The organism is Bartonella sp. 220B (assembly GCF_026930205.1).
Taxonomy (GTDB): Bacteria; Pseudomonadota; Alphaproteobacteria; order Rhizobiales; family Rhizobiaceae; genus Bartonella.
In genome coordinates this window covers 76,942-100,752 of record NZ_JANHOI010000006.1, presented here as the reverse complement: position 1 = coordinate 100,752, position 23,811 = coordinate 76,942, and the positions used below count along the sequence as shown (strand labels likewise).

19 protein-coding genes, 1 tRNA gene and 1 pseudogene are annotated in these 23,811 nt (G+C 40.7%); 12 read left to right on the top strand and 9 right to left on the bottom strand.

Translation table 11 applies throughout. The annotated features are described in order from the left end of the window. Nucleotides 1-723: pseudogene (locus NPX99_RS05630) on the top strand (cell envelope biogenesis protein TolA); the annotation flags it as partial. Nucleotides 724-766: 43 nt separating this feature from the next. Next, nucleotides 767-2,089: a Tol-Pal system beta propeller repeat protein TolB gene (gene tolB, locus NPX99_RS05625; RefSeq protein WP_269030911.1), complete on the top strand. Its 1,323-nt coding sequence runs from the start codon at nt 767-769 to the stop codon at nt 2,087-2,089. Between the two features lie 438 nt (nt 2,090-2,527). On the opposite strand, the gene NPX99_RS05620 is transcribed toward tolB, so the two are convergent. Then, nucleotides 2,528-3,274, bottom strand: a complete 747-nt coding sequence (locus tag NPX99_RS05620; protein WP_269030906.1) for a YebC/PmpR family DNA-binding transcriptional regulator — start codon at nt 3,272-3,274, stop codon at nt 2,528-2,530. A gap of 395 nt (nt 3,275-3,669) precedes the next feature. Between NPX99_RS05620 and NPX99_RS05615 the strand changes: the two genes are divergently transcribed. The 6 genes from NPX99_RS05615 to glmM all read left to right on the top strand — a co-directional run bounded on the left by NPX99_RS05615 (nt 3,670) and on the right by glmM (nt 12,253). Then, nucleotides 3,670-4,383 carry a DUF1013 domain-containing protein gene (locus NPX99_RS05615; protein WP_269030905.1) on the top strand — a complete coding sequence of 238 codons (714 nt, stop codon included), beginning with the start codon at nt 3,670-3,672 and terminating at the stop codon, nt 4,381-4,383. 202 nt (nt 4,384-4,585) lie between these two features. After that, nucleotides 4,586-5,104, top strand: coding sequence for a peptidoglycan-associated lipoprotein Pal (gene pal, locus NPX99_RS05610; RefSeq protein WP_269030904.1), 519 nt, complete (start codon nt 4,586-4,588; stop codon nt 5,102-5,104). A gap of 52 nt (nt 5,105-5,156) precedes the next feature. Continuing rightward, complete coding sequence (locus NPX99_RS05605) at nt 5,157-6,641, top strand: hypothetical protein (protein WP_269030903.1); 1,485 nt, start codon at nt 5,157-5,159, stop codon at nt 6,639-6,641. Beyond that, the gene (gene tilS, locus NPX99_RS05600; protein ID WP_269030902.1) at nt 6,631-8,136 is read left to right on the top strand and encodes a tRNA lysidine(34) synthetase TilS; all 1,506 of its coding nucleotides are present in this window, start codon (nt 6,631-6,633) and stop codon (nt 8,134-8,136) included. The genes NPX99_RS05605 and tilS overlap by 11 nt, the downstream gene beginning before the upstream one ends. Before the next feature lie 118 nt (nt 8,137-8,254). Continuing rightward, complete coding sequence (gene ftsH / locus NPX99_RS05595; RefSeq protein WP_269030901.1) at nt 8,255-10,429, top strand: ATP-dependent zinc metalloprotease FtsH; 2,175 nt, start codon at nt 8,255-8,257, stop codon at nt 10,427-10,429. Between the two features lie 444 nt (nt 10,430-10,873). Continuing rightward, nucleotides 10,874-12,253, top strand: a complete 1,380-nt coding sequence (glmM, locus tag NPX99_RS05590) for a phosphoglucosamine mutase (RefSeq protein WP_269030900.1) — start codon at nt 10,874-10,876, stop codon at nt 12,251-12,253. A gap of 1,000 nt (nt 12,254-13,253) precedes the next feature. Here glmM and NPX99_RS05585 read toward each other — a convergent pair. After that, nucleotides 13,254-13,697 carry a hypothetical protein gene (locus NPX99_RS05585; protein ID WP_269030899.1) on the bottom strand — a complete coding sequence of 148 codons (444 nt, stop codon included), beginning with the start codon at nt 13,695-13,697 and terminating at the stop codon, nt 13,254-13,256. A 3-nt stretch (nt 13,698-13,700) separates the two neighbouring features. Then, nucleotides 13,701-14,027, bottom strand: a complete 327-nt coding sequence (locus tag NPX99_RS05580) for a DUF883 family protein (protein ID WP_269030898.1) — start codon at nt 14,025-14,027, stop codon at nt 13,701-13,703. A gap of 604 nt (nt 14,028-14,631) precedes the next feature. On the opposite strand from NPX99_RS05580, the gene NPX99_RS05575 reads away from it, so the two are divergent. Continuing rightward, entirely contained in the window at nt 14,632-15,492 is an 861-nt protein-coding gene (locus tag NPX99_RS05575; RefSeq protein ID WP_269030897.1) for a MotA/TolQ/ExbB proton channel family protein, read from the top strand. Beyond that, nucleotides 15,489-16,070, top strand: a complete 582-nt coding sequence (locus tag NPX99_RS05570; protein ID WP_269030896.1) for a biopolymer transporter ExbD — start codon at nt 15,489-15,491, stop codon at nt 16,068-16,070. Before NPX99_RS05575 ends, NPX99_RS05570 begins: the two co-directional genes overlap by 4 nt. 456 nt (nt 16,071-16,526) lie before the next feature. Here the strand turns inward: NPX99_RS05570 and dut are convergent, their stop codons facing one another. From dut to NPX99_RS05540, 6 genes are all read right to left on the bottom strand, one after another. After that, a complete protein-coding gene (gene dut, locus NPX99_RS05565) occupies nt 16,527-17,084 on the bottom strand; it encodes a dUTP diphosphatase (RefSeq protein ID WP_269030895.1) in 558 nt (185 codons plus the stop codon). A gap of 144 nt (nt 17,085-17,228) precedes the next feature. Further along, complete coding sequence (locus tag NPX99_RS05560) at nt 17,229-18,050, bottom strand: hypothetical protein (RefSeq protein WP_269030894.1); 822 nt, start codon at nt 18,048-18,050, stop codon at nt 17,229-17,231. Between the two features lie 945 nt (nt 18,051-18,995). Beyond that, nucleotides 18,996-19,292 carry a hypothetical protein gene (locus tag NPX99_RS05555; RefSeq protein WP_269030893.1) on the bottom strand — a complete coding sequence of 99 codons (297 nt, stop codon included), beginning with the start codon at nt 19,290-19,292 and terminating at the stop codon, nt 18,996-18,998. 1,278 nt (nt 19,293-20,570) lie between these two features. Further along, nucleotides 20,571-21,098 (bottom strand): type II toxin-antitoxin system PemK/MazF family toxin, encoded by a 528-nt coding sequence (locus NPX99_RS05550; RefSeq protein ID WP_269030892.1) that lies wholly within the window; start codon nt 21,096-21,098, stop codon nt 20,571-20,573. A gap of 269 nt (nt 21,099-21,367) precedes the next feature. Continuing rightward, entirely contained in the window at nt 21,368-21,940 is a 573-nt protein-coding gene (locus NPX99_RS05545) for a disulfide bond formation protein B (protein ID WP_269030891.1), read from the bottom strand. A gap of 12 nt (nt 21,941-21,952) precedes the next feature. Then, nucleotides 21,953-22,561, bottom strand: a complete 609-nt coding sequence (locus tag NPX99_RS05540) for a YqaA family protein (protein ID WP_269030890.1) — start codon at nt 22,559-22,561, stop codon at nt 21,953-21,955. A 209-nt stretch (nt 22,562-22,770) separates the two neighbouring features. Between NPX99_RS05540 and NPX99_RS05535 the strand changes: the two genes are divergently transcribed. Then, nucleotides 22,771-22,855: transfer RNA gene (locus NPX99_RS05535), tRNA-Leu, on the top strand. Between the two features lie 730 nt (nt 22,856-23,585). Further along, a complete protein-coding gene (locus NPX99_RS05530; RefSeq protein WP_269030889.1) occupies nt 23,586-23,714 on the top strand; it encodes a hypothetical protein in 129 nt (42 codons plus the stop codon). The last annotated feature ends 97 nt before the right edge of the window (nt 23,715-23,811 follow it).

The following is a 23,811-nucleotide window of genomic DNA, read 5'->3' as shown; positions in this document are numbered from 1 at the left end:
GAGGTGCCTTTAGAGATCCCCCAGGAGGATACTCCAGGGTTGAAGCCCGAGGTGCCTTTGGAAACACTCCAAAATGAGGAGAAAACATTACTGCAAGAACCGGCTCCAACGATACCCAAAATATCTGTAAAATCAGCACCAGCACACCAACAAATTCCCCCCATAACGCTGCCAGATAAATTTCCTCTTCCACAATCCAAACCAAAATCACCCAAACAATCTACATCTCAAAGTGCGCAAGTAGTAAAAAAACAAAACCAGCAAATAAAAGACCAAACAATTGAAGATATTTTGGCAAATGAGGAAAATAATCTGCTAAATCGTGTACGTACGCAAGGAGGGGGAGCAAAACGCTCGAGATCACCAGAAGCTTTGGGAGCAAGAAAAAATATTGATGACACCACAAAAATGGCACAAACATTGGTCAATATTGCGGGGGGATGCATTCAAAATAAGCTTAAACTTGTAGCACTTGGTGGTGATTTAAAAAACCGTCCGGTTGTGCGTTTGCGGTTTTATCTAAACCGTCAAGGAATGGTTATGGGAGACCCCATTATTGATCCTTTAAGCGGTGCTGAGAGCCAGCAAGCCATTATGATAAGGCAGGTGTATGCAGCTGTTTTTTCATGTCAACCTTATGCTGATCTTCCACGTGATCAATATGATTTGTGGGGGCAAGGTTTCGATTTTAATGTTGATCCCCTTCAAGAAATAACGCGATAAAATACAGATATGTTTTGTTCTTAACGAAAGGATACATTCCATGATGACTATAACGAGACATAATTTTTTTTCTTGGCTTATCGTCACGTGTTGTTTGTGGTTTGCGAGTTTTTCACCGGTTCTTGCACAACTCAAAGGCACTATTTCTAGTGCTGATTTTAATCCTATTCCTATTGCTATCACGGATTTTATTTCTAATGATTCGATAGGGGTGAAAATAGCAGCTGTTGTTAAAGATGATCTTGAACGGTCAGGACTTTTTTTATCGCTTGATAAAACGTCTTTTTTTGAAAAAAGTATCAATGTCAACAGGCAACCGCGTTTTACATATTGGAAAAAAATAAAAGCACAAGGGTTGGTCACCGGACAAGTGATAAGGGAAGTTGATGGCCGGTTAAGAGTCGAGTTTCGTTTATGGGATGTCTTTGGACAACGACAACTCAGAGGACGGCGTTTTTATACTGCTATAGAACATTGGCGGCGTGTTGCACATATGATCGCCGATGAGATCTATAGTGAGATGACAGGGGAAAGTGGTTATTTTGATACGCGAATTGTTTTTATAGATGAAACGGGTCCCCAAAATGCACGTATTAAACGCTTAGCGATCATGGATCAAGATGGAGCAAATTTTGTCTATATTTCTGATGGGAGTGAGTTGGTCCTCACACCGCGCTTTTCACCAAAACGACAAGAAATTACCTATATGGCTTATCCACATAATCAAGTGCCTCACGTTTATCTTCAACAAATTGAAAGAGGGCAAAGAGAGTTGATAGGAACCTTTGACAATATGACAATTGCTCCACGTTTTTCTTCTGATGGACAAAAAGTGATTATGAGTTTGTTGCAAAATGATGGGAGTGCAAATCTTTATACTATGGATCTACGTACCCGCACAATAACCCGGCTTACAACAACTTCGGCCATTGATACATCCGCTTCTTACTCGCCCGATGGAACAAAAATCGTCTTTTCATCTGACCGAAGCGGAAAGCCGCAAATCTATACAATGAATGCGGATGGGAGCGATGTTCAGTGTATTTCCTCAAATGAAGGGAGCTATTCTACACCCATTTGGTCACCACGGGGCGATTATATCGCTTTTACAAAACAATTGCAGGGACAATTTTCCATTGGTGTTATGCGCCCTGATGGACAAGGAGAACGAATTTTAACGACAGGTTTTCACAATGAGGGACCAACTTGGGCTCCTAATGGGCGTGTGTTGATGTTCTTTCGTAAAAATCCGGGCATGGGACCAAAACTTTATACCATTGACATTACTGGACACAATGAACGCCAAGTCGATACGCCCAATGATGCTTCTGATCCAGCATGGTCACCATTGCTTAATATGCAATAAAAAGAGCTATTGAGGAAAAAACAAATAATGCAAAGTCTATGTAATAATAATTATCTCTAAAGCTGAAGAAGGGTGATTTGTTGCATTTATAAATGGTTTATCTGAATGGTTCTAAGCTTTGTACTCCATGTGTTGTGGTTTGGTGATGTTGGAGTGTCTTGCGAAGAATGCTTTCAGAAAAGAGGTTCTGGAAAAAATTGATAGAAGTTTTTGTATTTTTTGTTAAAAATTTTTTTGAATCTGTATGAGAGTCCCCCACTCTTAAAGCGGGGCTTTGTTTACGTTGCAGTAATAATGAAAGGCAATAACAAGTTTATAAGGAGTGCAGAATGTTTTCTGCACAAGTTTATAAGCAGTGCAGAATGTTTTCTGCACAAGAGCGCGAGCGCAATCATTATTGCATGCGGGATGATTGCATGGAGGATCATTGTAGAGGGGTTAATCAGAGAGTTTTGCTAAAATCTCTTCACTGACATCAAAATTGGCATAAACATTTTGTACATCATCATCTTCTTCTAATGTCGAAATAAGCCGTAAAACAGATAAAGCTTTTTCTTCATCTATTGGTGCAAGGGTGGAGGCTTTCCAAATGGTTTTGATCGATTCTGCTTCACCAAGTTTTGCTTCAAGCATTTTAGAAACTTCGCCAATATCTTCAAAGGCACAAGTAATATGGTGTCCTGTTTCTTCTGATTGCACATCTTCTGCACCAGCTTCTATTGCGGCATCCATGATGCTGTCTGCTGTTCCTGTTTCGGGCTTATAGATGATTTCACCAATTCGCTGAAACATGAAGCTTACAGAACCTGTTTCTCCCAAAGCTCCACCTGATTTCGTGAAGGCAGCCCGCACGTTTGAAGCGGTGCGGTTGCGGTTATCCGTTAAAGCTTCGACAATGACGGCAACACCCCCTGGACCATATCCTTCGTAGCGCACTTCATCATAATGTTCGACATCATTGCCTGAGGCTTTTTTAATGGCGCGCTCAATATTGTCTTTCGGCATCGACTGGGCCTTGGCATTCTGAACGGCAAGCCTTAAGCGTGGGTTCATAGCTGGATCAGGTGCCCCTTGTTTGGCTGCAACTGTAATTTCGCGTGCAAGCTTAGAAAAAATTTTCGAGCGCATCGCATCTTGACGTCCCTTACGGTGCATAATGTTTTTAAATTGTGAATGGCCTGCCATAGTTTTCTTTCCAGTTTAAAGGCTTGTCTTCCCGTTGGGTTTCTTCTGAAAATCTAAAGTGATCAAAGATCTCTTTTCTCAGAATAAGTGTGCCGCAACAGAGGGTATAAGTGATCGAATATACTCTTTATAAGAAAATTCACTTTAAAGGTAAAGACACCCTGAGGATCATTACAGGACAGATGTCTTGTCGTTCATGAAAAATCAGGCTATAAAGAATATAATTTCATGGCAAAAATGGTTTAATCCCAAAATGGTTTAATCCATGTCTCGCTTTAAATTGAAGAGTGAGTGAAAAAAGCCTAACGTGTAAGAAAAAGTTCTAATGCTCTACAGAGAGCAATAACCTGCCTCAAGAATGCTATAAAGAGGCAAAGTGAGAGGATATTATAGAGATGGCAACGCAACTTTTGATGCCCAAAGCGACAGCTGTTTGGCTGGTTGATAACACTGCTCTTTCTTTTGATCAGATTGCAGAATTTTGTAAATTGCACGTGTTGGAAGTGAAAGCTATTGCCGATGGTGAAGCAGCCCATGGTATTAAAGGTCTCAATCCCATTAATTCTGGACAATTAACACGCAGTGAAATTGCACGCGTGGAAGCGGATAAAAATGCACGCTTAAAAATTTCCGAGTCCAGAGTCCGCATTCCGGAAAAAAAACGAAAGGGTGCGCGTTATATTCCTCTTTCCCGACGTCAAGATCGTCCAAATGGTATCTTGTGGTTGGTAACAAATCATCCCGAATTGAAAGATGCGCAGATTGCACGGTTAATTGGGACAACAAAAGCAACTATCGAACAAATTCGTCATAGAACCCATTGGAATAGCGCCAATTTGGTTTCTCTCGATCCTGTGGGGTTGGGGCTTTGTTCACAAATTGATTTGGATTTTGAACTCCAGCGGGCTGCAAAAAATCGCCCTGCTTCTGTAGAGGGAGATCTGTCTTTGCTTCCAGCATCGGTGACAGAAAATGCTGCGTTCAATCAAGATTTTGAGCAAAATCAGGAAGAAGGTGAAAGAGAACATGATCTTCACAAGAATTTTGATGCCGATAAGGTTTTTGCGAAATTGAATGCTTTGCAAAAAAGCCAACAGGATGACATATAACAGGGTAATAGAAAGATAGCGTAAGCGCTGATTATCGTTGATTCTGAAAGGCTGTCGATGAAGAAAAACAGCGAAATTTAAAAATGATGAATGGGAAAGAAGGAAAGAAAATTTCTGTTTCATTAGGAATTAACGCTTATTCTTAAAGCGCTCTTGAAAGAAGCTATTCTTTCAATATTTATTCATTAAGGAGAATCACTCTATGCGCTCTATTAAAAACATACTCTTTCATCCCTTAGCTGTTGTCTTGGTTTTCTCATTGTCTTTGGTTGGTTGTGGCAAAAGTCATGTGGGGGGACCAAACGGTATGAACGGTGCTTATTGGAAGGATGGTTTTAATCAATCCTCTCCAGGTTCGGAACAGGAATTTGCTGTTAGGGTTGGAGATCGCGTTTTCTTTAGTCTTGATTCTTCTGCAATTGAACCTGATGCTGAACGTGTTTTAATACGCCAAGCAGAATGGTTGCTTCGTTATCCTTATCATTCTATTATGATTGAAGGTCATGCCGATGAGCGGGGAACTCGTGAATATAATTTAGCACTTGGACAGCGGCGTGCTGTTGCTGTGCGTAATTATTTGGTTTCTCTTGGTGTGTCTGCGCAACGGATTCAAACGATTTCTTATGGAAAAGAAAGACCTGTTGCAGTGTGTGATGATATTTCTTGTTGGAACCAAAATCGACGTGCTGTTACAACTCTTAATAACATGAACAGTAATTAAGAAGAGATGAGTTTCTCTAAACGATTGGATTAACTCTTAAAGGGAGACAAATATGAGACTGTGTTGTAAGAAAAATTGGAAAACTCTTTTTTGTATGGCAGTTCTCATAGCCTGTTTTACTTCTTCTGCTCAAAGTGCAGCGCGGAAGGCTTCTCAATACTCTCCATCTGACAAGGCTTCTGCTGTAACGAATGAAGCAGCACCTGCTGCGGACAAGGCTGTGGAGGCAGTGAAAGAGGCTGCACCTGCTGCGGAGAAGGCTGTGGAGGCGGTGAAAGAAGCTGCACCTGCCGCGGAGAAGGCTGTGGAGGCGGTGAAAGAAGCAGCACCTGCTGCGGACAAGGCTTCTGATGCGGTGAAAGAGGCTGCACCTGCTGCGGAGAAGGCTGTGGAGGCGGTGAAAGAAGCAGCACCTGCTGCGGACAAGGCTTCTGATGCGGTGAAAGAGGCTGCACCTGCTGCGGAGAAGGCTGTGGAGGCGGTGAAAGAAGTTGCACCGGCCGCGGAGAAGGCTGTGGAGGCGGTGAAAGAAGCTGCGCCTGCTGCGGAGAAGGCTGTGGAGGCGGTGAAAGAGGCTGCACCTGCTGCGGAGAAGGCTGTGGAGGCGGTGAAAGAAGCTGCGCCTGCTGCGGATGAAGGTCCCTCTTTTCAGGGGATGATGCAAAGTCGAGAGTTTATTTTACAAAATCAGAAGGATTTCTTTAAAGATTATGATTTGGATAAACTCTTGCAAAGAATACGTACGGTGCTGGAGCAGCATGATTTGAAAAATGTTCAAAAGCAATTTCACCAGCTTTTTGATAAAAAAGATTCTTCTGTTTATTCTTGTGCTGTTGAGAGCGCTGCTTTGGATGAAAAAGTGCAGATTGCAAAGGAAGGGATGGTTCAGGAGCAGAACACAAAAGAGGTTCAAGACAGTGTTGCCCAAAACGGTGTTGCCAAAGACAGTGTTGTCCAGGACAGGATGACACATGTGGAGAGCTATGAAAGCCGTTTGCAGGAAATCTATGGTCACGGGCAAAAAACAGACGAAAATCTGAAGCAAGAACATCAAGATGCGAAGGAAACAGGAGAGCGTTTAGAGGAAAGCCGTTTAGAGAAGATTCATGAACAAGGAGAGCACTTCGATCCCCATCAGGGCGAAGATTCTTCGCTTCTTTCTGCTAAAGAATTGTATAAAAAAGGCTATAATCTACTTCTTTCCGCTCATTATGTTGATGCTGAAAAAGCTTTTTGCACTTTTCAACAGCATTATAAAAAAAATCCTTTGCGTGATGATGCTTTGTTTTGGTTGGCAGAAGCTTTGTTAGGACAAAAACGCTATCATGAAGCAGCACAAGTTTATCTTAACGCATGGTATACAGATAAAAAAGAGCTCTACTCCTCTGAGATTTTGCTGAAATTAGCAATCAGTATGGTCGCTCTTGAACAGAACAAAGAGGTTTGTACGCTTGCTGCTAAACAAGCAAAAGAAACGTTAGAGTCCGTCTTTTGTAAACCCGTTAAAAGGCGCGGAGTCGGTCACGGTGGGCATTAAGCTAGCAGGAAATCTCTTTAAGCCATCGGATTTTATCCAATGTCAAAAGGTGATTCTTGCAGTTTCAGGAGGAGGTGATTCTCTAGCTTTACTGTTTTTGGTTCAAGACCATTTAAAAACGCTCTCTGTTCCTCCGGAAATCATTGCTGTTACCGTTGATCATCAATTGCGTAAAGAATCAGCCCGTGAAGCTTCTATGGTAGCGGAAATTTGTCGTGCCCATCATATTAAGCATATTATTGTGCGCTGGGAAGGCAAAAAGCCAAAGACGCATATCGTTTCAAGTGCCCGTATTGCGCGCTATAATCTCTTGTTTAAAGAAGCGCAAAAACAAGGTGCAACACTTATTATGACAGGGCATACGCTCAATGATCAGGTTGAGACCTATCAGATGCGCTCTCAGCGTCTTTCAAAAAGTCTCAATGTTTTGCAATGTGGAATCTTTGAAGGTAATGGGGATGATGCCAGAAACACTGAGGGTGTTTTGCAGCGTGAAGCCTTTGAAACTGTGTGGGATGAGGGAGATGCTAGAGACAGTGGAGAAAATATTGCGCAAAAAAATTGTCTTCTTGCTGAAAATGATGGGTTAATCTATGCGCGTGGTTTGTCCTGTATTCCGCGTGAGGCATTGTTGCTTCGAAAAATACGTTTGATTCGTCCGCTCCTTGGTGTTAAGCGCAAAACATTACGGACTTATTTGCGTCTCCAAGGAAAAACATGGATTGATGATCCAACCAATGAAGATCTCAATTTTGAGCGCGTGCGGGTGCGTCACTCCCTTCATCCCCAAAAGCTTAGCGGTATCGCCCAAAGGGTTCATGAAGCTACACTGAAACGTCGTCAACAAGCACAAATTGTTGCCAATTTGATTTTGTCCCTCGATATCGCTGTTGAATATGGACGGTGTTTTATTGCAAAGCCTGCGCCATTCTTACAAAAACACCCAAGTTTTCCTTTTGTTGTTGGGCTCTTTGCGGTGTTAATGGGCGGGGGCTCTTATTTGCTTCCTGCTCAAAAATTGATCACTCTTGTTCAAAAGCTTTGTCTCAACTCTTCCCAAAAGCAGCGCTTTACGCTGGCTAGATCTGTTATTGAATGTAATAAAAGCGGAATTGCTCTTTGGCGCGAATCTCGTAACATGAAAGAGGCGGTTGTTGCACAAGGTAAAACTTTTTTATGGGATGGACGCTATCAGATTATAAACAATGGAACTGATGCCATAAAAGTTGGAGCAGCGGGTTTGGAACAGCTGAAAGCTTTACTACAAAACAGCAATTTCGATCTTGAAAATCCTCATTTTCCCTCTTTGCAATCGTTGCTGATGCTCTCGAATGATAAAGGATGCGATATTCCAGAGTTGCCTTTTCAACCTGTTTCTCATCAAAATGTGACTGTAAGGCGGATTATGGCTCCTTTTGATTGGCTGTTGTCGTGCGAAGATGTCACTCTTGTGCGTGTTGTGGAACCTTTTTTTAAGATTGAGGTGAAAAGATAAAGAAAAATCGCCCTAAAAGACAATAAACATTCTCTCATCCCTTGGCAAGGGACAGACAAGGTTATATGTTAAGGGAAACTATTTAAAATCTAGATTTGATTAAAAGTGTGGGCCAAATATGAATTCCAATTACCGCTCTCTCCTCATTTGGGGAGTTATTGCCTTAATTTTGATTGTGTCGTTTTCTCTCTTTAATGGAGATAGCCAACGGTCTGGAGGAGGAGAAGTCTCCTATTCTGAATTTTTGCGAAAAGTTGAGAATAATGAGATGAAATCTGTAACCATTCAAGGGCAAAAGTTAACAGGGCAAACCGTTGAACATAGAGTTGTTTCAACCTACGCTCCTCGAGATCCAGGTTTGATAGAAAAATTGGAAAACAAAAATGTCAATGTCAAAGCTGTTCCCGAAAGCTCTGGCAATAGTATTTTCCTCAATCTTCTCTTTTCCTTGCTGCCTGTCTTTATTATCGTTGGGGCGTGGGTCTTTTTTATGCGACAAATGCAAAATGGATCACGTGGCGCTATGGGATTTGGCAAATCAAAAGCGAAATTGCTTAATGAAGCACAAGGACGTGTGACCTTTCAAGATGTTGCTGGCGTTGAAGAAGCAAAGCAAGATTTACAGGAAATTGTCGAATTTTTACGTGAACCACAAAAATTTCAACGCCTAGGTGGGCGTATCCCAAGAGGTGTTTTGCTTGTAGGTCCTCCTGGAACGGGTAAAACTTTGCTTGCACGCTCGGTAGCGGGGGAAGCAAATGTACCGTTCTTTACCATTTCAGGATCAGATTTTGTCGAAATGTTTGTTGGTGTGGGTGCTAGCCGTGTGCGCGATATGTTTGAACAGGCGAAAAAGAATGCGCCTTGCATTATCTTTATCGATGAAATCGACGCTGTTGGACGCCATCGTGGTGCTGGACTTGGCGGGGGAAATGATGAACGTGAGCAAACTTTAAACCAGTTGCTCGTTGAAATGGATGGTTTTGAACCTAATGAAAGTATCATTCTTATTGCTGCAACAAATCGTCCTGATGTGCTCGATCCTGCTTTGTTAAGACCTGGGCGGTTTGATCGGCAAGTTGTCGTGCCAAATCCCGATGTGTCTGGGCGTGAACAAATCTTAAAAGTGCATGTGCGCAATGTGCCCTTAGCGCCTAATGTTGATCTGAAAGTTCTTGCAAGGGGGACACCAGGATTTTCTGGGGCTGATTTGATGAATCTTGTTAATGAAGCTGCTCTTATGGCCGCTAGCCGCAATAAAAGAGTCGTGACAATGCAAGAGTTTGAAGATGCTAAAGATAAGGTGATGATGGGGGCTGAACGTCGTTCAACCGCTATGACACAAGAAGAAAAAGAACTGACCGCTTATCACGAAGCAGGACATGCTATCGTAGCACTCAATGTGCCTGTTGCTGATCCTGTCCATAAGGCTACAATCGTGCCAAGGGGACGGGCGCTTGGAATGGTGATGCAATTGCCTGAAGGAGATCGCTATTCCATGAGTTATCGGTGGATGATTTCTCGTTTGGCTATTATGATGGGCGGGCGTGTGGCTGAGGAACTGAAATTCGGAAAGGACAATATCACTTCTGGTGCTTCTTCTGATATTGAACAAGCAACAAAATTAGCACGTGCAATGATTACACGGTGGGGCTTTTCTGATCTGCTTGGAAATGTTGCCTATGGTGATAATCAGGATGAAGTCTTTTTAGGACATTCTGTTGCACGGACACAAAATGTCTCTGAAGAAACAGCCCGAATGATCGATATGGAAGTGCGTAAGCTTATTGATGATGCTTATAAAAGTGCGACAAGAATTCTGAAAGAAAAAAAGAAACAATGGTTTGCCCTTGCCCAAGGCTTGTTGGAATATGAGACTTTAACGGGCGCTGAAATTAATGAAGTTATTGCAGGAAAGCCTCCTTCACGAACCCAGAAAGATGAGACCGCTGCTCCTCGCACATCTTCTGTTCCTAAAACTGGTGCAATGAAGGCGGAAGCGCATCGGACAACAGCGGATAAAACAGGCGCTGGTGATGTTCGTAAAATGAATGTCGATAAGGAAGAGATGAGAAAAGCAGAGGAAAAAGTTGGGAAGACAACAACAAAATCCAGTGAAGCGCAATCTCAAGGTGTTGCGTTGAAAAAAGCACAATCTCAGGGCGTTGAGAAGAAAACACAAAGCGCAAAAAATACCACAAAAGCAGTTAATCGCTCTAAAGGTAAAGCAGGCCCTGATAAAAAATCAAATGCTATGGGACATGGTAAAGGAGAGCCTTCTAACGACGCTTGAGCAGTCATGTTTTGGGGAAAAATCTGAAGAAAAATTCTTTGAAAAGGCGCAAGCATTGCTTGCGCCTTCACAACAATATTGGGGGAGAATATGAGAATGGAGGCGTTGATGGCTGGTGGGCTTGGGGCGTGTGCAAGCAGGGGTGTTTGGGAGAGGGATTGTTTTTAGGATGATGTTGCGAAAAAGCACTTTTTTATTTTGTTTAAAGGGTTCGTTTAGATAAAGCCTGTAAGAGAATATTATTGCTTAATCTATGGGATGTAAGAGCATAATTGCGTGGTTGTTGGTAGAATCAAAGATTTTTTTGGTTTTTTCTGGGCAGTGGATATGGTCGTGTGTTTTGATTTTCTGAAAGTGTAAGTGATCGACAGGAGTAATTTCGCTGTATTAAGAGTTTCTGCTCTGTTCTAACTGCAAGAAAACAAGGGTGTAAAGGAAAAAGGGATGGCACAAAAATATTTTGGTACTGATGGTATTCGAGGGAAGGCCAATTCTTTTCCCATGACACCAGATTTTGCCATGAAAGTGGGGATGGCTGTGGGCGTGTTGTTTCGTTCACAACGCCAATCCCGTCGTGTGGTGATTGGAAAGGATACCCGATTATCTGGTTATATGTTGGAAAATGCTTTGGTTTCAGGATTTACCGCTGCTGGGATGGAGGCTTTCTTGTTGGGGCCTGTGCCAACACCTGCTGTTGCTATGCTTTGTCGCTCGTTGCGCGCTGATCTTGGCGTGATGATTTCTGCTTCTCATAATCCCTTCTATGATAATGGAATTAAACTTTTTGGTCCTGATGGTTTTAAGCTTTCTGATGATATGGAAGCAAAAATTGAACAATTGATCGATACCGATCTCTCAAAATCCTTAGCAAGTTCTGCCGAAATTGGCTATGCAAAACGCGTCGAGGGCGATATTTATCGTTATATCGAATATGCAAAACGAACTTTGCCACGCGATGTTCGACTGGATGCTGTGCGTATCGTGGTCGATTGCGCCAATGGGGCTGCTTATAAAGCTGCTCCACGAGCTTTGTGGGAATTGGGAGCAGAGGTCTTTGCTATTCATGATACCCCAAATGGAACCAATATTAATCAAAAATGTGGTTCAACCGATTTGGCTTCTTTAAAACAAAAAGTTCATGAAGTGCGTGCCGATGTGGGGATTGCTCTCGATGGGGATGGTGATCGTGTGCTCCTTGTTGATGAAAAAGCACAAACCATTGATGGAGATCAATTGATTGCTGTGATTGCTGAACATTGGCATAAAACCGGACGGTTACAGCGTAATGGTGTGGTTACAACCATTATGTCAAATCTTGGACTCGAGCGCTTCTTAAAGAGTAAAGGCTTGGAGCTTGTTCGGACAAATGTGGGTGATCGCTATGTGGTCGAAGCAATGCGCCAAAAGGGATATAATGTCGGTGGTGAAGCTTCTGGGCATATTGTGCTTAGTGATTTTGGTACAACAGGGGATGGGCTGGTGGCTGCCTTGCAGATCTTAGCTTGTATGCAAGAAAGTCAAACCCCTATGAGTCTTCTTTGTAAGCGGTTTGATCCGGTACCGCAAATTTTGAAAAATGTCCGGGTTAAAAACAAAAATCTTTTGAAAAAGAATCCGGTTAAAACGGCAATTGATCAAGCAACACAACGTTTGGGAAAAGAGGCACGATTGGTTATTCGTGCTTCTGGAACAGAGCCGGTTATCCGCATCATGGCTGAAGGTGATGAACGAGAAACTCTCAACACTGTTGTGACAGAATTGATGGATGTGATTACACATCATGATGCCCTTTCAAAGGTCGGGGCTGTCGCTGAGGAAGCCTGAATCCTTTTATAAAATCTGTAGAGTTGTAATCTGTAGAGTAGTAAAGAAATATTTTTAGCAAAAAACATTGTTGATAAGAGAGTATAGTGGGTGTTTTTCTGAAAGCGGGCTGGGCAGTTTGTGGTGTCTAAAAACAATAAAAAAGATGGTGGATGTTTGAAGGGGGAGAACATTTTTGAAGAAACAGGAGATTTTTTACGTCAATATATTGATTTATAAAGATTATTCTTTTTTGCAACTTGAATTAGAGCCCCAAATATTGTAAGATTCTCTTATCTCAAACTCTCGTATATTCAATCAATTAAAATCATTTGCTTGCACGTCAAAAGTGGGGGCAGGTGTGTCGGTAAAAAACTCTAAAGAAAGAATAAAATACCTCTCATAAGTCGTCTTAATGCAAGGGCTATCGTAACATTTCAGGTTGGGTAAATAGCAAATATAATGATGATGCCGGTTTTCACCTTCGCTCATTAAAAGAGAAACTCTTGAAGCAGAGCTCCTTGCATGATGCCTGAAGGACACAATGTTTGACGCGTAGGGGTGTGGCGCGTAGGGGATAAAAAGTTTTTGAGATTCTTGTGGATGGAGAGGGTGGATTTTTAACCCTCGTGATATTGATCAGATATGCTTTCAAGGGTGTGCGAGAAGCTTCGCTGTTGATGCGTGTCATCTTTGTTGGAAGCTTCAGATGCTCTTTGATCATTTACGAAATCATCTCTGAGATTTGCTCTTAGCCCCCTTCTCAAGGCGTTGAGAAAAAAACACAAAGCAGCCCTCTTATCGAATATTCTGATTTTATTACGCGTAAATAATAAAAGTGTTTTTTATTGCCCATAAAATGATGTGGTCTGGTTGTTTACTCTTTGGCTGTGAGAATGCCCCCTTAAGAATGAAGGTCATCCTCACTTTGTGAAGAGGGAAAAGTGAATGGGAACAAAAAGGGTGTTTTCTCTCAATTGAGAGAAAACACCGGGGGATTAAGAGTGCACAATTGCATATCTTAATCTGAAAGGCGGCCTTTTTTGTCTTTTTTCCACAGAAAATAGGTTGCAAGCCCAAGAACTGGAACGCTCAATTTGGCAAAGGGAAGATTCCGACTTAAAAGCGCAATGCTGGAAAGTGTTGCTTCTGTCATAAGTTCATGACGTTGTTCTTCCGACTTCTGTTGTTGAGCGTAGCGTTGAGAAGTTTTAAGAATGCGGACAATAACAAACCCTAAACCGGCAAGAACGAGCCAAATGAAAAACATTGTGGTGGCTGCTGCAAAGGGATTCATAATCCAACATAACGCAATAAAACCCATCATACATAAAAAAAGCAACGACACGAACAAGGAAATGCCGATAATACTACAGCAAATTGCTTGAAGGCGCACTTGCTTGACGGTGCTTTTGAGCCCTCCGCCAACAAGATGGTTTAACAGGGGAGCGATAAACTTATGCATTGCTTAACGACGCAATAATTGAGAAAGAATAAAACCAATACCCGCTGCAAACAAAACGCTTTTATGCGGATTTTTACGAACATATTGATTCATGTTTTGTTCAAGATCACCGATTTTGTCTTTTGCTTGAGAAAGAATATCTCCACTGCTTTCTTTTGCTGTCTTATACAGTTCTTCAGCTTTGTTTTTGGCTTGATTTAATTTGCTTGCACCAAGATCTGCTAGTGTTGAAGTGACTTCTGAAACGTCATTGCGTAACTTATCAAATTGTCCTTGTGGATTTTTTTTCGCTGTCATTTTACAATTCTCCGTTGTTTTATTGTTTGCCATGATGTTCTTTCCCTCTCTGACTCATCATGACTTAAGTTATCTGTGTTCATGGTGATCATTTGCATTGGAGTAAAATTTTCACTGCTTTTGTAACGCCAAACAGGTTTTTTAGTTCCCTTTTTTTTTCAATTTAAAAATATTTTGAGGTCATAAGTTTTTATTTGCCTTTAAGGATTGTTTTGCCTGTGTAGGGGTGTGATGTGTAGGATTGTGATGTGAGGGGGTGTGAAAGCCCCTTGGAAAAAGTTCAGAAAGGTCTCTCTTGCGTACTGCTTTACGGTTATGAAGGAGAGATCCCTTGATGATTTTTCACCTCTCTCTTGTTTTTTGTCTTTAATGAGGGGAGAGTTAAGTCATTGTGGGCAATACACTTATTTTCCTGATAAATTTATTCTTATTCGTGAGAAGAAAAATTTCTTGAAATATTTCTCTTGAAAGAGAGGTTTTTTGAAATAAAACTATACTTGATTTATCAAGTTTTATTTTTTAGACTAAACACAAAGTGATGTTATAGAGGCATGTGGCATTGTGGAAGGGTAATGCTGCCGAATTTGATGACATGGCTGTAGGACACGAGTGAAGTCTATAACGATGTGAGACAGAAATGGAATCTGAGACAGTACCCTTAGAAAGCACGTCTGCTGTATTTGCAGCACATGATTTTTCCCCTTTTTCTATGTTTATGGCGGCTGATTTTGTTGTGAAATCCGTTATCGTTCTTTTGTTGTTGGCTTCTCTTGCTTCTTGGACAATTGCTTTTGTCAAAATCGTTGAGATTACTTTGGCAAAACGAAGAGTGCGTCAAGAACTTCATTTGGCTCTTCATGCGCAGACTCTCACGCGTTTGGCTGCTAGCTTAAAAGAAAGCAAAGGGGCTGGTGTGTTCTTCCTGAAGCAAGTTTTACAGGAAGTCTATCTTTCTACACAGCAGGTGCGTTTTATGGACTCTGAAGTCGAGGATGAGAGAACCGATGCAAGACAAGAGACACCCGCCGTTGCGCATGAAGGACTCCTCTTCTTTGAGGAGATTGGTCAGTATGGTGAGGGGGGACGCGATATTGATATGAATGAGGGTGTAAAGGAAAGGGTGAATTCGCTTTTGTCGCGCTGCTTGTTGACAGCTATGCGCCGTGTTGCATGTGGAAGTGCTGTTCTTGCAACCATTGGTGCTATTGCTCCTTTTGTTGGTCTTTTTGCCACTGTGTGGGGAATTATGAATTCTTTTATTGGTATCGCCCAATCTCAAACCACGCGGCTTGATGTGGTGGCACCTGGAATTGCTGAAGCTTTGCTGGCAACGGCTATCGGGTTGTTTGTGGCTATTCCCGCCGTTGTGATGTATAACAGCCTTATGCGTGCATTGAGTGGTTATCGTAATGATTTGGGCGATATTGCCGCGGCAATTGAAAGGCTCTTGAGCCGTGAACTTGATCGACACCGTCAACAGAAAAGTCATAAAAAATGAAAGCAGACTTTCAGGATAATTGGGAAAGCGATGACAGTGGATTGCACAATGAAATCAATGTAACCCCTTTTATTGATGTTGTTCTGGTGTTGCTTATTGTTTTTATGGTCGCAGCACCTTTGGCAACATCTGTTATTCCGGTTCAACTTCCTTCTATAACAAAAGCGTCCTCTGCGGTTCAACCTGATGAGCCTCTTTATGTGACTTTGCAAAAAGATCGTTCGCTTTATGTGGGCGATAATCTTATTGGTCAAACAGCATTTGTCGAAGCTTTGTTAAAAGCAACAGAGCAAAATCGAGAGACAAAAATTTTGATCAAAGCCGATAGCGAAATCAATTATGGCGCTGTCGTGGATTTGCTTAATCAAATACGGATGGCTGGATATACTAAAGTGGGTCTTATGGGGTTGCAAAAATCTTCCAATGTTGCTGCAAAAGGAGCAACAAGTGAGGGAAGTGTGGGGGTGACCGATGCGGGTGGAGTGAAGGTTATAGAGAATGCGCGTGCAGTGGTAACGAGCGATGTGGCAAACACCAATCATTCTGTGATGAAATCTGTTGCTCCTGTAGAGGAATGAGTCTTTCTATAGAGCTTTGCCGTTTTTTTCTCTTTCAGTTTTTTTATTGTGCAAAAACCACCAGCGCCTCTGCTTTGGGAAGCTTGGTTTTCTGCATTGTTTTGGCTGCTTTCTTTTCCATCCGCTTCAATGGAAAAAACGCTTAATGGCAAAAACATTGACTTGAATTTCTGGTATTGAAATTTCTGGCATTGACCTCAATCACCGATGCGATGACTGTTTGTGCAACGCGCATGGCCCACGCTCAATAAAAAAATCTTCTTGCTCCAAATCTTTCACAATCAGCCACACTCCATTGTTTTGAGTATGGAGCATGTGATGGTGTGCTTTAAGATTGTAGAGCGTGGGTGACTTTGTGCTGCTTTGTTCTTCAACCTTGAACTGAAGAGGAAAAATCAGATCTCAGGGTGGGTGCTGTGGGGGCGCCCATTTCTCTTCTTTTGTATTGCGTGCTGTTTAAATGTGCCCTGTTGAACCAAAACCACCAGCGCCTCTGCTTTTGGCTGCTTGGTTTTCTGCATTGCTTTGGAAGCTCTCGTTTTCACTGGATTCAATGGCACAAACATTTACCTGAGTCACCGGTGCGATAATAGTCTGCGCAATGCGCATACCGCGTTCGATAGAAAAATCTTCTTGCCCCAAATTAATGAGAAGAACTTTGACCTCACCACGGTAATCGCTGTCAATTGTTCCTGGTGTGTTTAAACATGTGATGCCATGCTTTAAGGCTAAACCTGAACGTGGGCGTATTTGTGCTTCAAAACCTGGTTGAAGATGAAAAATCAGACCCGTTGGAATAAGGGCACGTTGCCCCGGTACGAGGACCACCGTTTCTCCTTCACCAAGTGCTGCGCGAAGATCAAGACCAGCAGAACCGGCTGTAGCATAGTGAGGAAGCTCTAAACCTTGTCCATGTTCAAGACGTTGGACCGATAAGGTCACTTTTTGCGAAAGGTGAGAAGATGGGTTGGGTGAAAAAGAGCTCTCTTGGTTGTTCAGGTGCGTGGAAGGCATGGTCAAAGCATCTCCAAAATATAAAAAACAAACATAGCTCTAACAAAAGAATCTTTTTAAAACAAGCAGTGAAAAACCACTCGATGGGGTGATGGTTTCCACTGCTTGTTTTGTACGGTAAATGCTTATTTTCCATAATGTTTGTTAAATACTACCAATGAAGATCCCTGTAGCAAAAACGAGTGCTCCACCAATGATAACCTGTAAAGATGCACGCCAAAAAGGGGTCGACATAAATCTATTTTGAATCCAAACGATAGCCCATAGTTCGAAAAAAACAATGATAAAGGCAATGATTGTTGCAACGTAAAAAGAGTTGATCAAATAAGGAAGGGCATGGCCTAATCCCCCCAGAGTTGTCATAATGCCGCTGGCAAGGCCCCTTTTAAAGGGAGAACCTCGACCGGATAACTTTCCGTCATCGTGGGCTGCTTCTGTAAATCCCATTGAAAGACCCGCGCCAATTGAAGCTGAAAGCCCTATCAAAAAGGTTTGATGTGTATCACCCGTTGCAAAAGCAGCAGCAAAAATGGGGGCAAGCGTAGAGACAGAACCATCCATTAAACCTGCAAGACCAGGTTGAACCCACGTCAAAAGAAATTGTCTGTGTGTTTTTGATGACTTTTTTGTGTCTTTATTTGTGTTTGCTACTGCTGTTCGAGGGGTTGCGCTGGCAGGCTTGCTTGCTACAAGAGCTGGGTGGTTACAGAATGAACCTACCGCGTTATTATGTGCACGATTATTACAAGAAAGGCAAAGAAGCTCCTTATAATTCTCAAGCTCGTGCATGCCCATGGCTGCAAAAATCGCTGCTTGCTTGGGAGAATAAGATTGGAAAGCTTTTGCGTATTTTAAATAAAGAGAGGCATGTCTCTCTTTTGCTTTGAGCGTACGAATGATCATTTTTTGTGCTGAACGAAAGGACAGAGCTTTACGTTTTATAAATGAAAAAAACGATCTCAACATTTTCTGTTCCTTTACACTTTAGAATAATTCTAAGATATAAGATAATAAAAACGAAAGTCAATCCAAAATTTAAAAATTGGTAAAAGACCGTGTTGAGAAAAGAAGAGTCTTGGTAGGGTGAGAAAATAAAATGAGGCAGGAGACGTGATAAAATTGTGGTTCTCAAAAATGCGATCGATTGTGTTGGTCGTCCATATTGAACTGATTATGCTCAAGAATCGTGTCGAGGAATGCTGTGGGGGAGATCGCTTTTTCCTTCTCAGAAGAGATTTATGAAAAGAAAATGAAACAGTTGCAATGATTCAATTCTATTGAGTTCATATTGGACTACGAGAAGTATGATGGATTAGAGAGGTGATTGTTTGTATGAGAGACCAAAAATAGTAAGAAGTTTTTGTGATAGGCACTGTGTGAGCACTATCATCCACCGCAAAACGAAAGAGCTCAATCACGGAACATTCATAAATTCTATCAACTTTTCAGATTCATTGCTTTCCTTGATATTGCTCTTAAAGAGTCATTACGCAAAGAGTCATTACGCATTCCACAAAACTTAAAAACAGGATAATTTGTAAAAAAATATATGAATATTTCTGAGCACGAAATCGTTGTGAAAAGGTACTATATCGCGCTGTTTTGCATCTGAATTTATAAGATTACGGCAAGTTAAAATGGCAAAACGCTGAGAGAGATGTTTCGCATTATGATGATTTATGAAACCATTGCCAAATGCGTATCCTTAATTGAAAAAAAGAAATCAATTTTTATTGGTTATCACGTATACAGTCAAAGAATGCTTCATTTATAGCATTTCACCTGTAGGAATAGAGCCGATGAAACTTTATTCATTATGGTGAGGTGGGGGAAAGTCAACGATATACATTGAATAAAAAAAAACATAAACTGTAATTCACATTACAGTTTATGGTATTATATTAAATGACCTTACTCTTTAAAAGCATCAAACATTCTTTCATACCCTAGGTGAGTGGAGTTGAGCTTTCTCGTACATAAATACGCAAGATACACGATAAGACCCAAAATTTCTGCTTCTATCCCTGTCAAATCTGATACCTTTATAACACCTTTTTTAATACCCTTATTTCCTTCTGACATTATAGAAGTCAAATGATACTCTTGAGAAGAAATATTACTCAAGGAATGCGCATGAACTCCTGAACTCTGAGAAAAGAAAAAGACTATGATAACACTATATAACACAAAATTTTTAAATATTTTCATAATAGTCACCTAATTTAAAAACTTTAATTAAAGTAAGTTTTTTATTTCACCCTCTAAACAGAAAAAAAAGAATACTATGGCATCTTATGATGCATCTTTTCACTCTCTTTTTAAGGTGTTTCTAATACAAAAGACTCAACTACACATTTTGTATTATTATAACTCATTTCCATAGTTTATATATTTTGTCAACTACTTAATTTTTGTTGTTAACTTGGACGACTAATCTACAAATTCTGTTTTTAAATGAGAAAGTATTTTAAATTATCTTATTGTTTTTATTGTCTTTCTTGTAATATGTTTCTAACAAAATATCATTACAAAGAGAAACTCTTATCGAATAATTTTGAATATATAAAATACTTTTTGTAAAAATACACAACGTAATTTTAATGTGCTATAAAGAGCATATATTGTGCGTAAATTTTTCCTATTCTATAATTCTCTTATAAAATGCTTTGCATCAATGATACAATTTTTAAGATATATTTCTATGTGAAATAATAGCTTTATGTTACTCTCGTAAAAGACCGTTCTTTAGAGCGGTAATCTGCGTTTTGATTAAGTGTTCTATTTGCTCATTAGTTATCATTTGGTATGCAAACCGATATTATTGAGATGCTCTAAGAATTGTTGGCTCTCTCTCCCCAAATTGAACTGTTCAGGGATAGATAAAGGTCTCTGTATCGTTTTTGTCTTAAATATTCATGCTTATTGCTCTCTTGTTCTTTGCAAAAAGAGAGTTTTTTATTCGTATTGAAGGAAGGAAATGGGTGGATGGTGAGTCCTCGTCTCTTTTGGTAAAAAATTTAGCAATTGAACATTTCAAGAGTTGTCGTGATCAAGAGGTTACGTTCTGTAGAGGTTATAAAAATGGTATTTTAGTCTTGAAAGGGTATTTCTATTGTAGGAAATCTCTTATGCGATGGTATCACGACTTTTGTGTAATGATAATGGGGATGTACATTACGGTCATTTTCATTAAAAAATTTTACCAGATTAAGAGTATCAATATCGTACTTTGTCCAGCCAATTTATAGAGATTTCAAAAAAATAAGAGTAGAAAATAAAAAGACCAAAGATATCTTTGAAGAGTTGGGACATCTTTAAAAAGCTTGCAAGACGTCGCTCAAAAACTTCTTAAAAGGACAGTAAAAATGACGAAAGGAGCAGTTGCCTACTCCTTCGTTCCTATCTCCCCTTGCGGGGAAGCGGCCACCATTCCTGATGCCGTATACGTTAATATATATATGCTTATTCTTTTAAAGAGTCAATGGTCTAAAGAGTCAAGGCTCTTGGTAAATGTTTGAGCATCAGAGCGACAATTTTATGAAATTCTTCACTGGATATTCTTGGAATAGTTCGTGAGCAGCTTAAACGACTGACGGAAACTGTTGTGACATAATCGCAAATGATCCATGCTTTTTTATTCTCTATAGGAGATTGGAGCGGATAAGCAGCGGGATTGTTGGGTTGTGATTTTGTCGAAAAAGGCAAGACTGTGACATTTCCATATAATTTTGCATTCTTAGACAACACTAAAACAGGTCGCTTTTTCCAAAATTCAGGTAATAGCGCATCATAAGGAAAATCGCACCAAAAAACTTGCCTAATGCGTGGTGCTGATTTAAGGCGTGGTTTTATATGTGGTGGTTTTTTGTAAGGAGCATTCAAATCTCCTTTTTGTGTGTGTTCCCGCCATGCGTTATAATCATGTTCCATCATAACACAGGGTTCTTCAAGTTGGCTTATATCGAAGGGAGGTGGTGAGAGAGGAGAAGGCGTTGTATTCTTATCTTCAGCCATGGTAGACCATTCATCTTTATCGGTCCCCTCACTTATTGTCTTATGGCTTTTCTATTTTAGGTTTGTATCAAAATGTTTTTAATAAGTATAGGGAAGCAAAATCATAAAAGGCACGCGTCGACATTTTTTATTTTTATGGGGACGCTCTTGAGAAAAGCAGGCTTGTATTGGGTGAGGGGGGCTACTGTTGGCAAAAAGGGTGCTGCTGTTGAATGAGACCGTTGGTGCTGGGGAGCACGGGGGCTTATGGTTTCACTCTTATTTTGCCCTTATCGTTTTTGATAACTGAGAAGCCCTTTTGAAGCGACATAAAAACTGACAAGCATGTAAAACAAACTCGCAACGGCATTCCAACCGGCAAATGAAAGAAAAAGAAAGCGCATGGGCGCTTCAGAACAAGAGGAAGGATGGATATTGTTCAATCGGTTGAACAATTGATTAACGTCCGTTGTTCTTCTTATTGCTCCTACACCGCAACTGGGAGGAGCTGGCCAAAAGCCATATTCAACACCCGCATGATACACCGCTAAAACAAGGCTGATGCTCATGAGGACAAAAACACACCAAAATAAGAGTTGTACCCAAGAAAACATGCGGGAGCATTGTGCTCCAAAACCTGCTAAAATCAAAAAGGGGAGTGCGCCATAATAGGGCAAACGTTCAATGAGGCATAAATCACAGGGAAGATAGCCTCCAATATGTTCAAAACAAAGCGCTAGGATAACGGTAGCAGAAAGGCAAAAAGCGAGAAAAAAAGCCCATAAACCTAGCTCTTTCCTACTTGGTTCAAGATAAAGATGCTTGTTCAAAAGAGTAGGATGAGAAGAAAAAATGTGTGTCATTGTGCGTGTTCCTTAAAATAAAAGGTACTTGTTCACAAAAGCTATAAAAACTCCATAGACCAAGAGAAGAGTAACACAACCAATGAAGACAATCCATTTGAAATGTCGGACTAGAAAATTCATTGCTTGTTGTCCAAAACGCTGAATGAGCCATGCGAGAAGATAAAAACGAGCGCCACGAGCAAAAATACAGGTAAGAATGAAAATTTCAAGATGCACACCTATAACACCTGCCAAAATCGTGACAATCTTGATAGGAGGTAGGTGTAAAAAACCTGAAGTAATGAGTAAAATGATAAGAAATTGCAGTGTTGCACTGCTTTTTAGCGCTTGAAAATTTTCAACTTGACCATAAAATTCCAAAATTGGTTTGGCAATGGCATCATAGGCAAAGTGTCCAATAAACCAACCGGCAATCCCCCCTAAAACAGAACATACAGTTGCAATAAAGGCATAACGATAAGCCCGCTTTTGATGGATAAGGAGCATCGGAATATACAAAACATCTATCGGAATGGGAAAAACAGAACTTTCAATAAAGGCAATGAACCCAAGCCAATGGGGGGCTGTCCGCCGATTTGCTAAAGAAATCGTCCAAAGCTTTAGTCTGTTTAATATCATGAGGGCTTTCATATCTCTAAGAGGTAAAGACTTTACAAATGATACTCCAAAAATGAAGTGAGGCAAATACTCCCCAAAATGAATGGAACAAAAATAATATGAATTCTTAAAAAAACAGAAGTCTAGTGTTGACGAATCTGTTTCTCTTCATATAGAGCAAAGAGATAATGGGAAAGTCTGTTCTTTATGACAGTCCTGTATAACAGTGTGCGGGTGTGGTGGAACTGGTAGACGCGCCAGACTCAAAATCTGGTTCCGAAAGGAGTGTCGGTTCGAGTCCGACCACCCGCACCACTTTATGTTATTTTTATTTTCAGGTGATATTTCTTTGTTCTGTAAGATATCGTCCTTCAGAGTGGTGACATAAAACCCTCTTCACGCATATTAAAAAAAACAATGCCGTTTTGTTTTATTTCAGTTTCCTTTTGCATCAACAAAAGAGAGAAATAGAAAGAAATGTGCATTTGAAGGAATATTCCATGAGGTCTATTCAGGAAAATTTTGCCTAAGCTTATCGAGGGAAACGCATTTCGTAGTGAGTAGCTGTTTCCCTTTGGAAAAATCAATCTGTCATCCAATTGCTGGTGATTTAAGAAACTTTATCTTTTAAAGAGAAGAGGGGGGAAATCATCAAATTAAAAAAATCGACCGTTTTATGTAAAGGGCGCTCTTTTTGTCAGATGAAGCTGTGATGGATGCAAAATTGCACTACAATTTCTTTTTCAAACGATAAGGGCAAAAGAGAGGAAACTTGAGAGTTTAATATATCATTCCCATGACTTTTTTGAAGTTTATGAGAATTGGTGTTCTCCGTTTATGAAGATTTTTGCAAAAGGTGAGGAGATGAGGGAGCAAAACACTATCACCAGCATTTTTGAAAATTATCAAAGCTCTTCTTGCGCATCGAAAGGCGGTTTTGATGCCCAAAATGTTTACAAAAATGGATTTTTTAAAAACAATATGCTCATTTGATCGGTATATCACATCTACAGCAGATATATCTTGACAAGCCTTAAGGACCATATTGTTTATTTCAATCGCACAATCGCACAATCGCACAATCGCACAATCGCACAATCGCACAATCGCACAATCGCACAATCGCACAATCGCACAATCGCACAATCGCACAATCGCACAAATTTGTGTGTAGACCGTGTGTGGATCTCTTTCTCATCGCCATGAAGGCGTTTTTTTAACAAAAAAATAAAAAAACCCTGACTGTAGCAGGGTTCTTTAACTGTTTTATT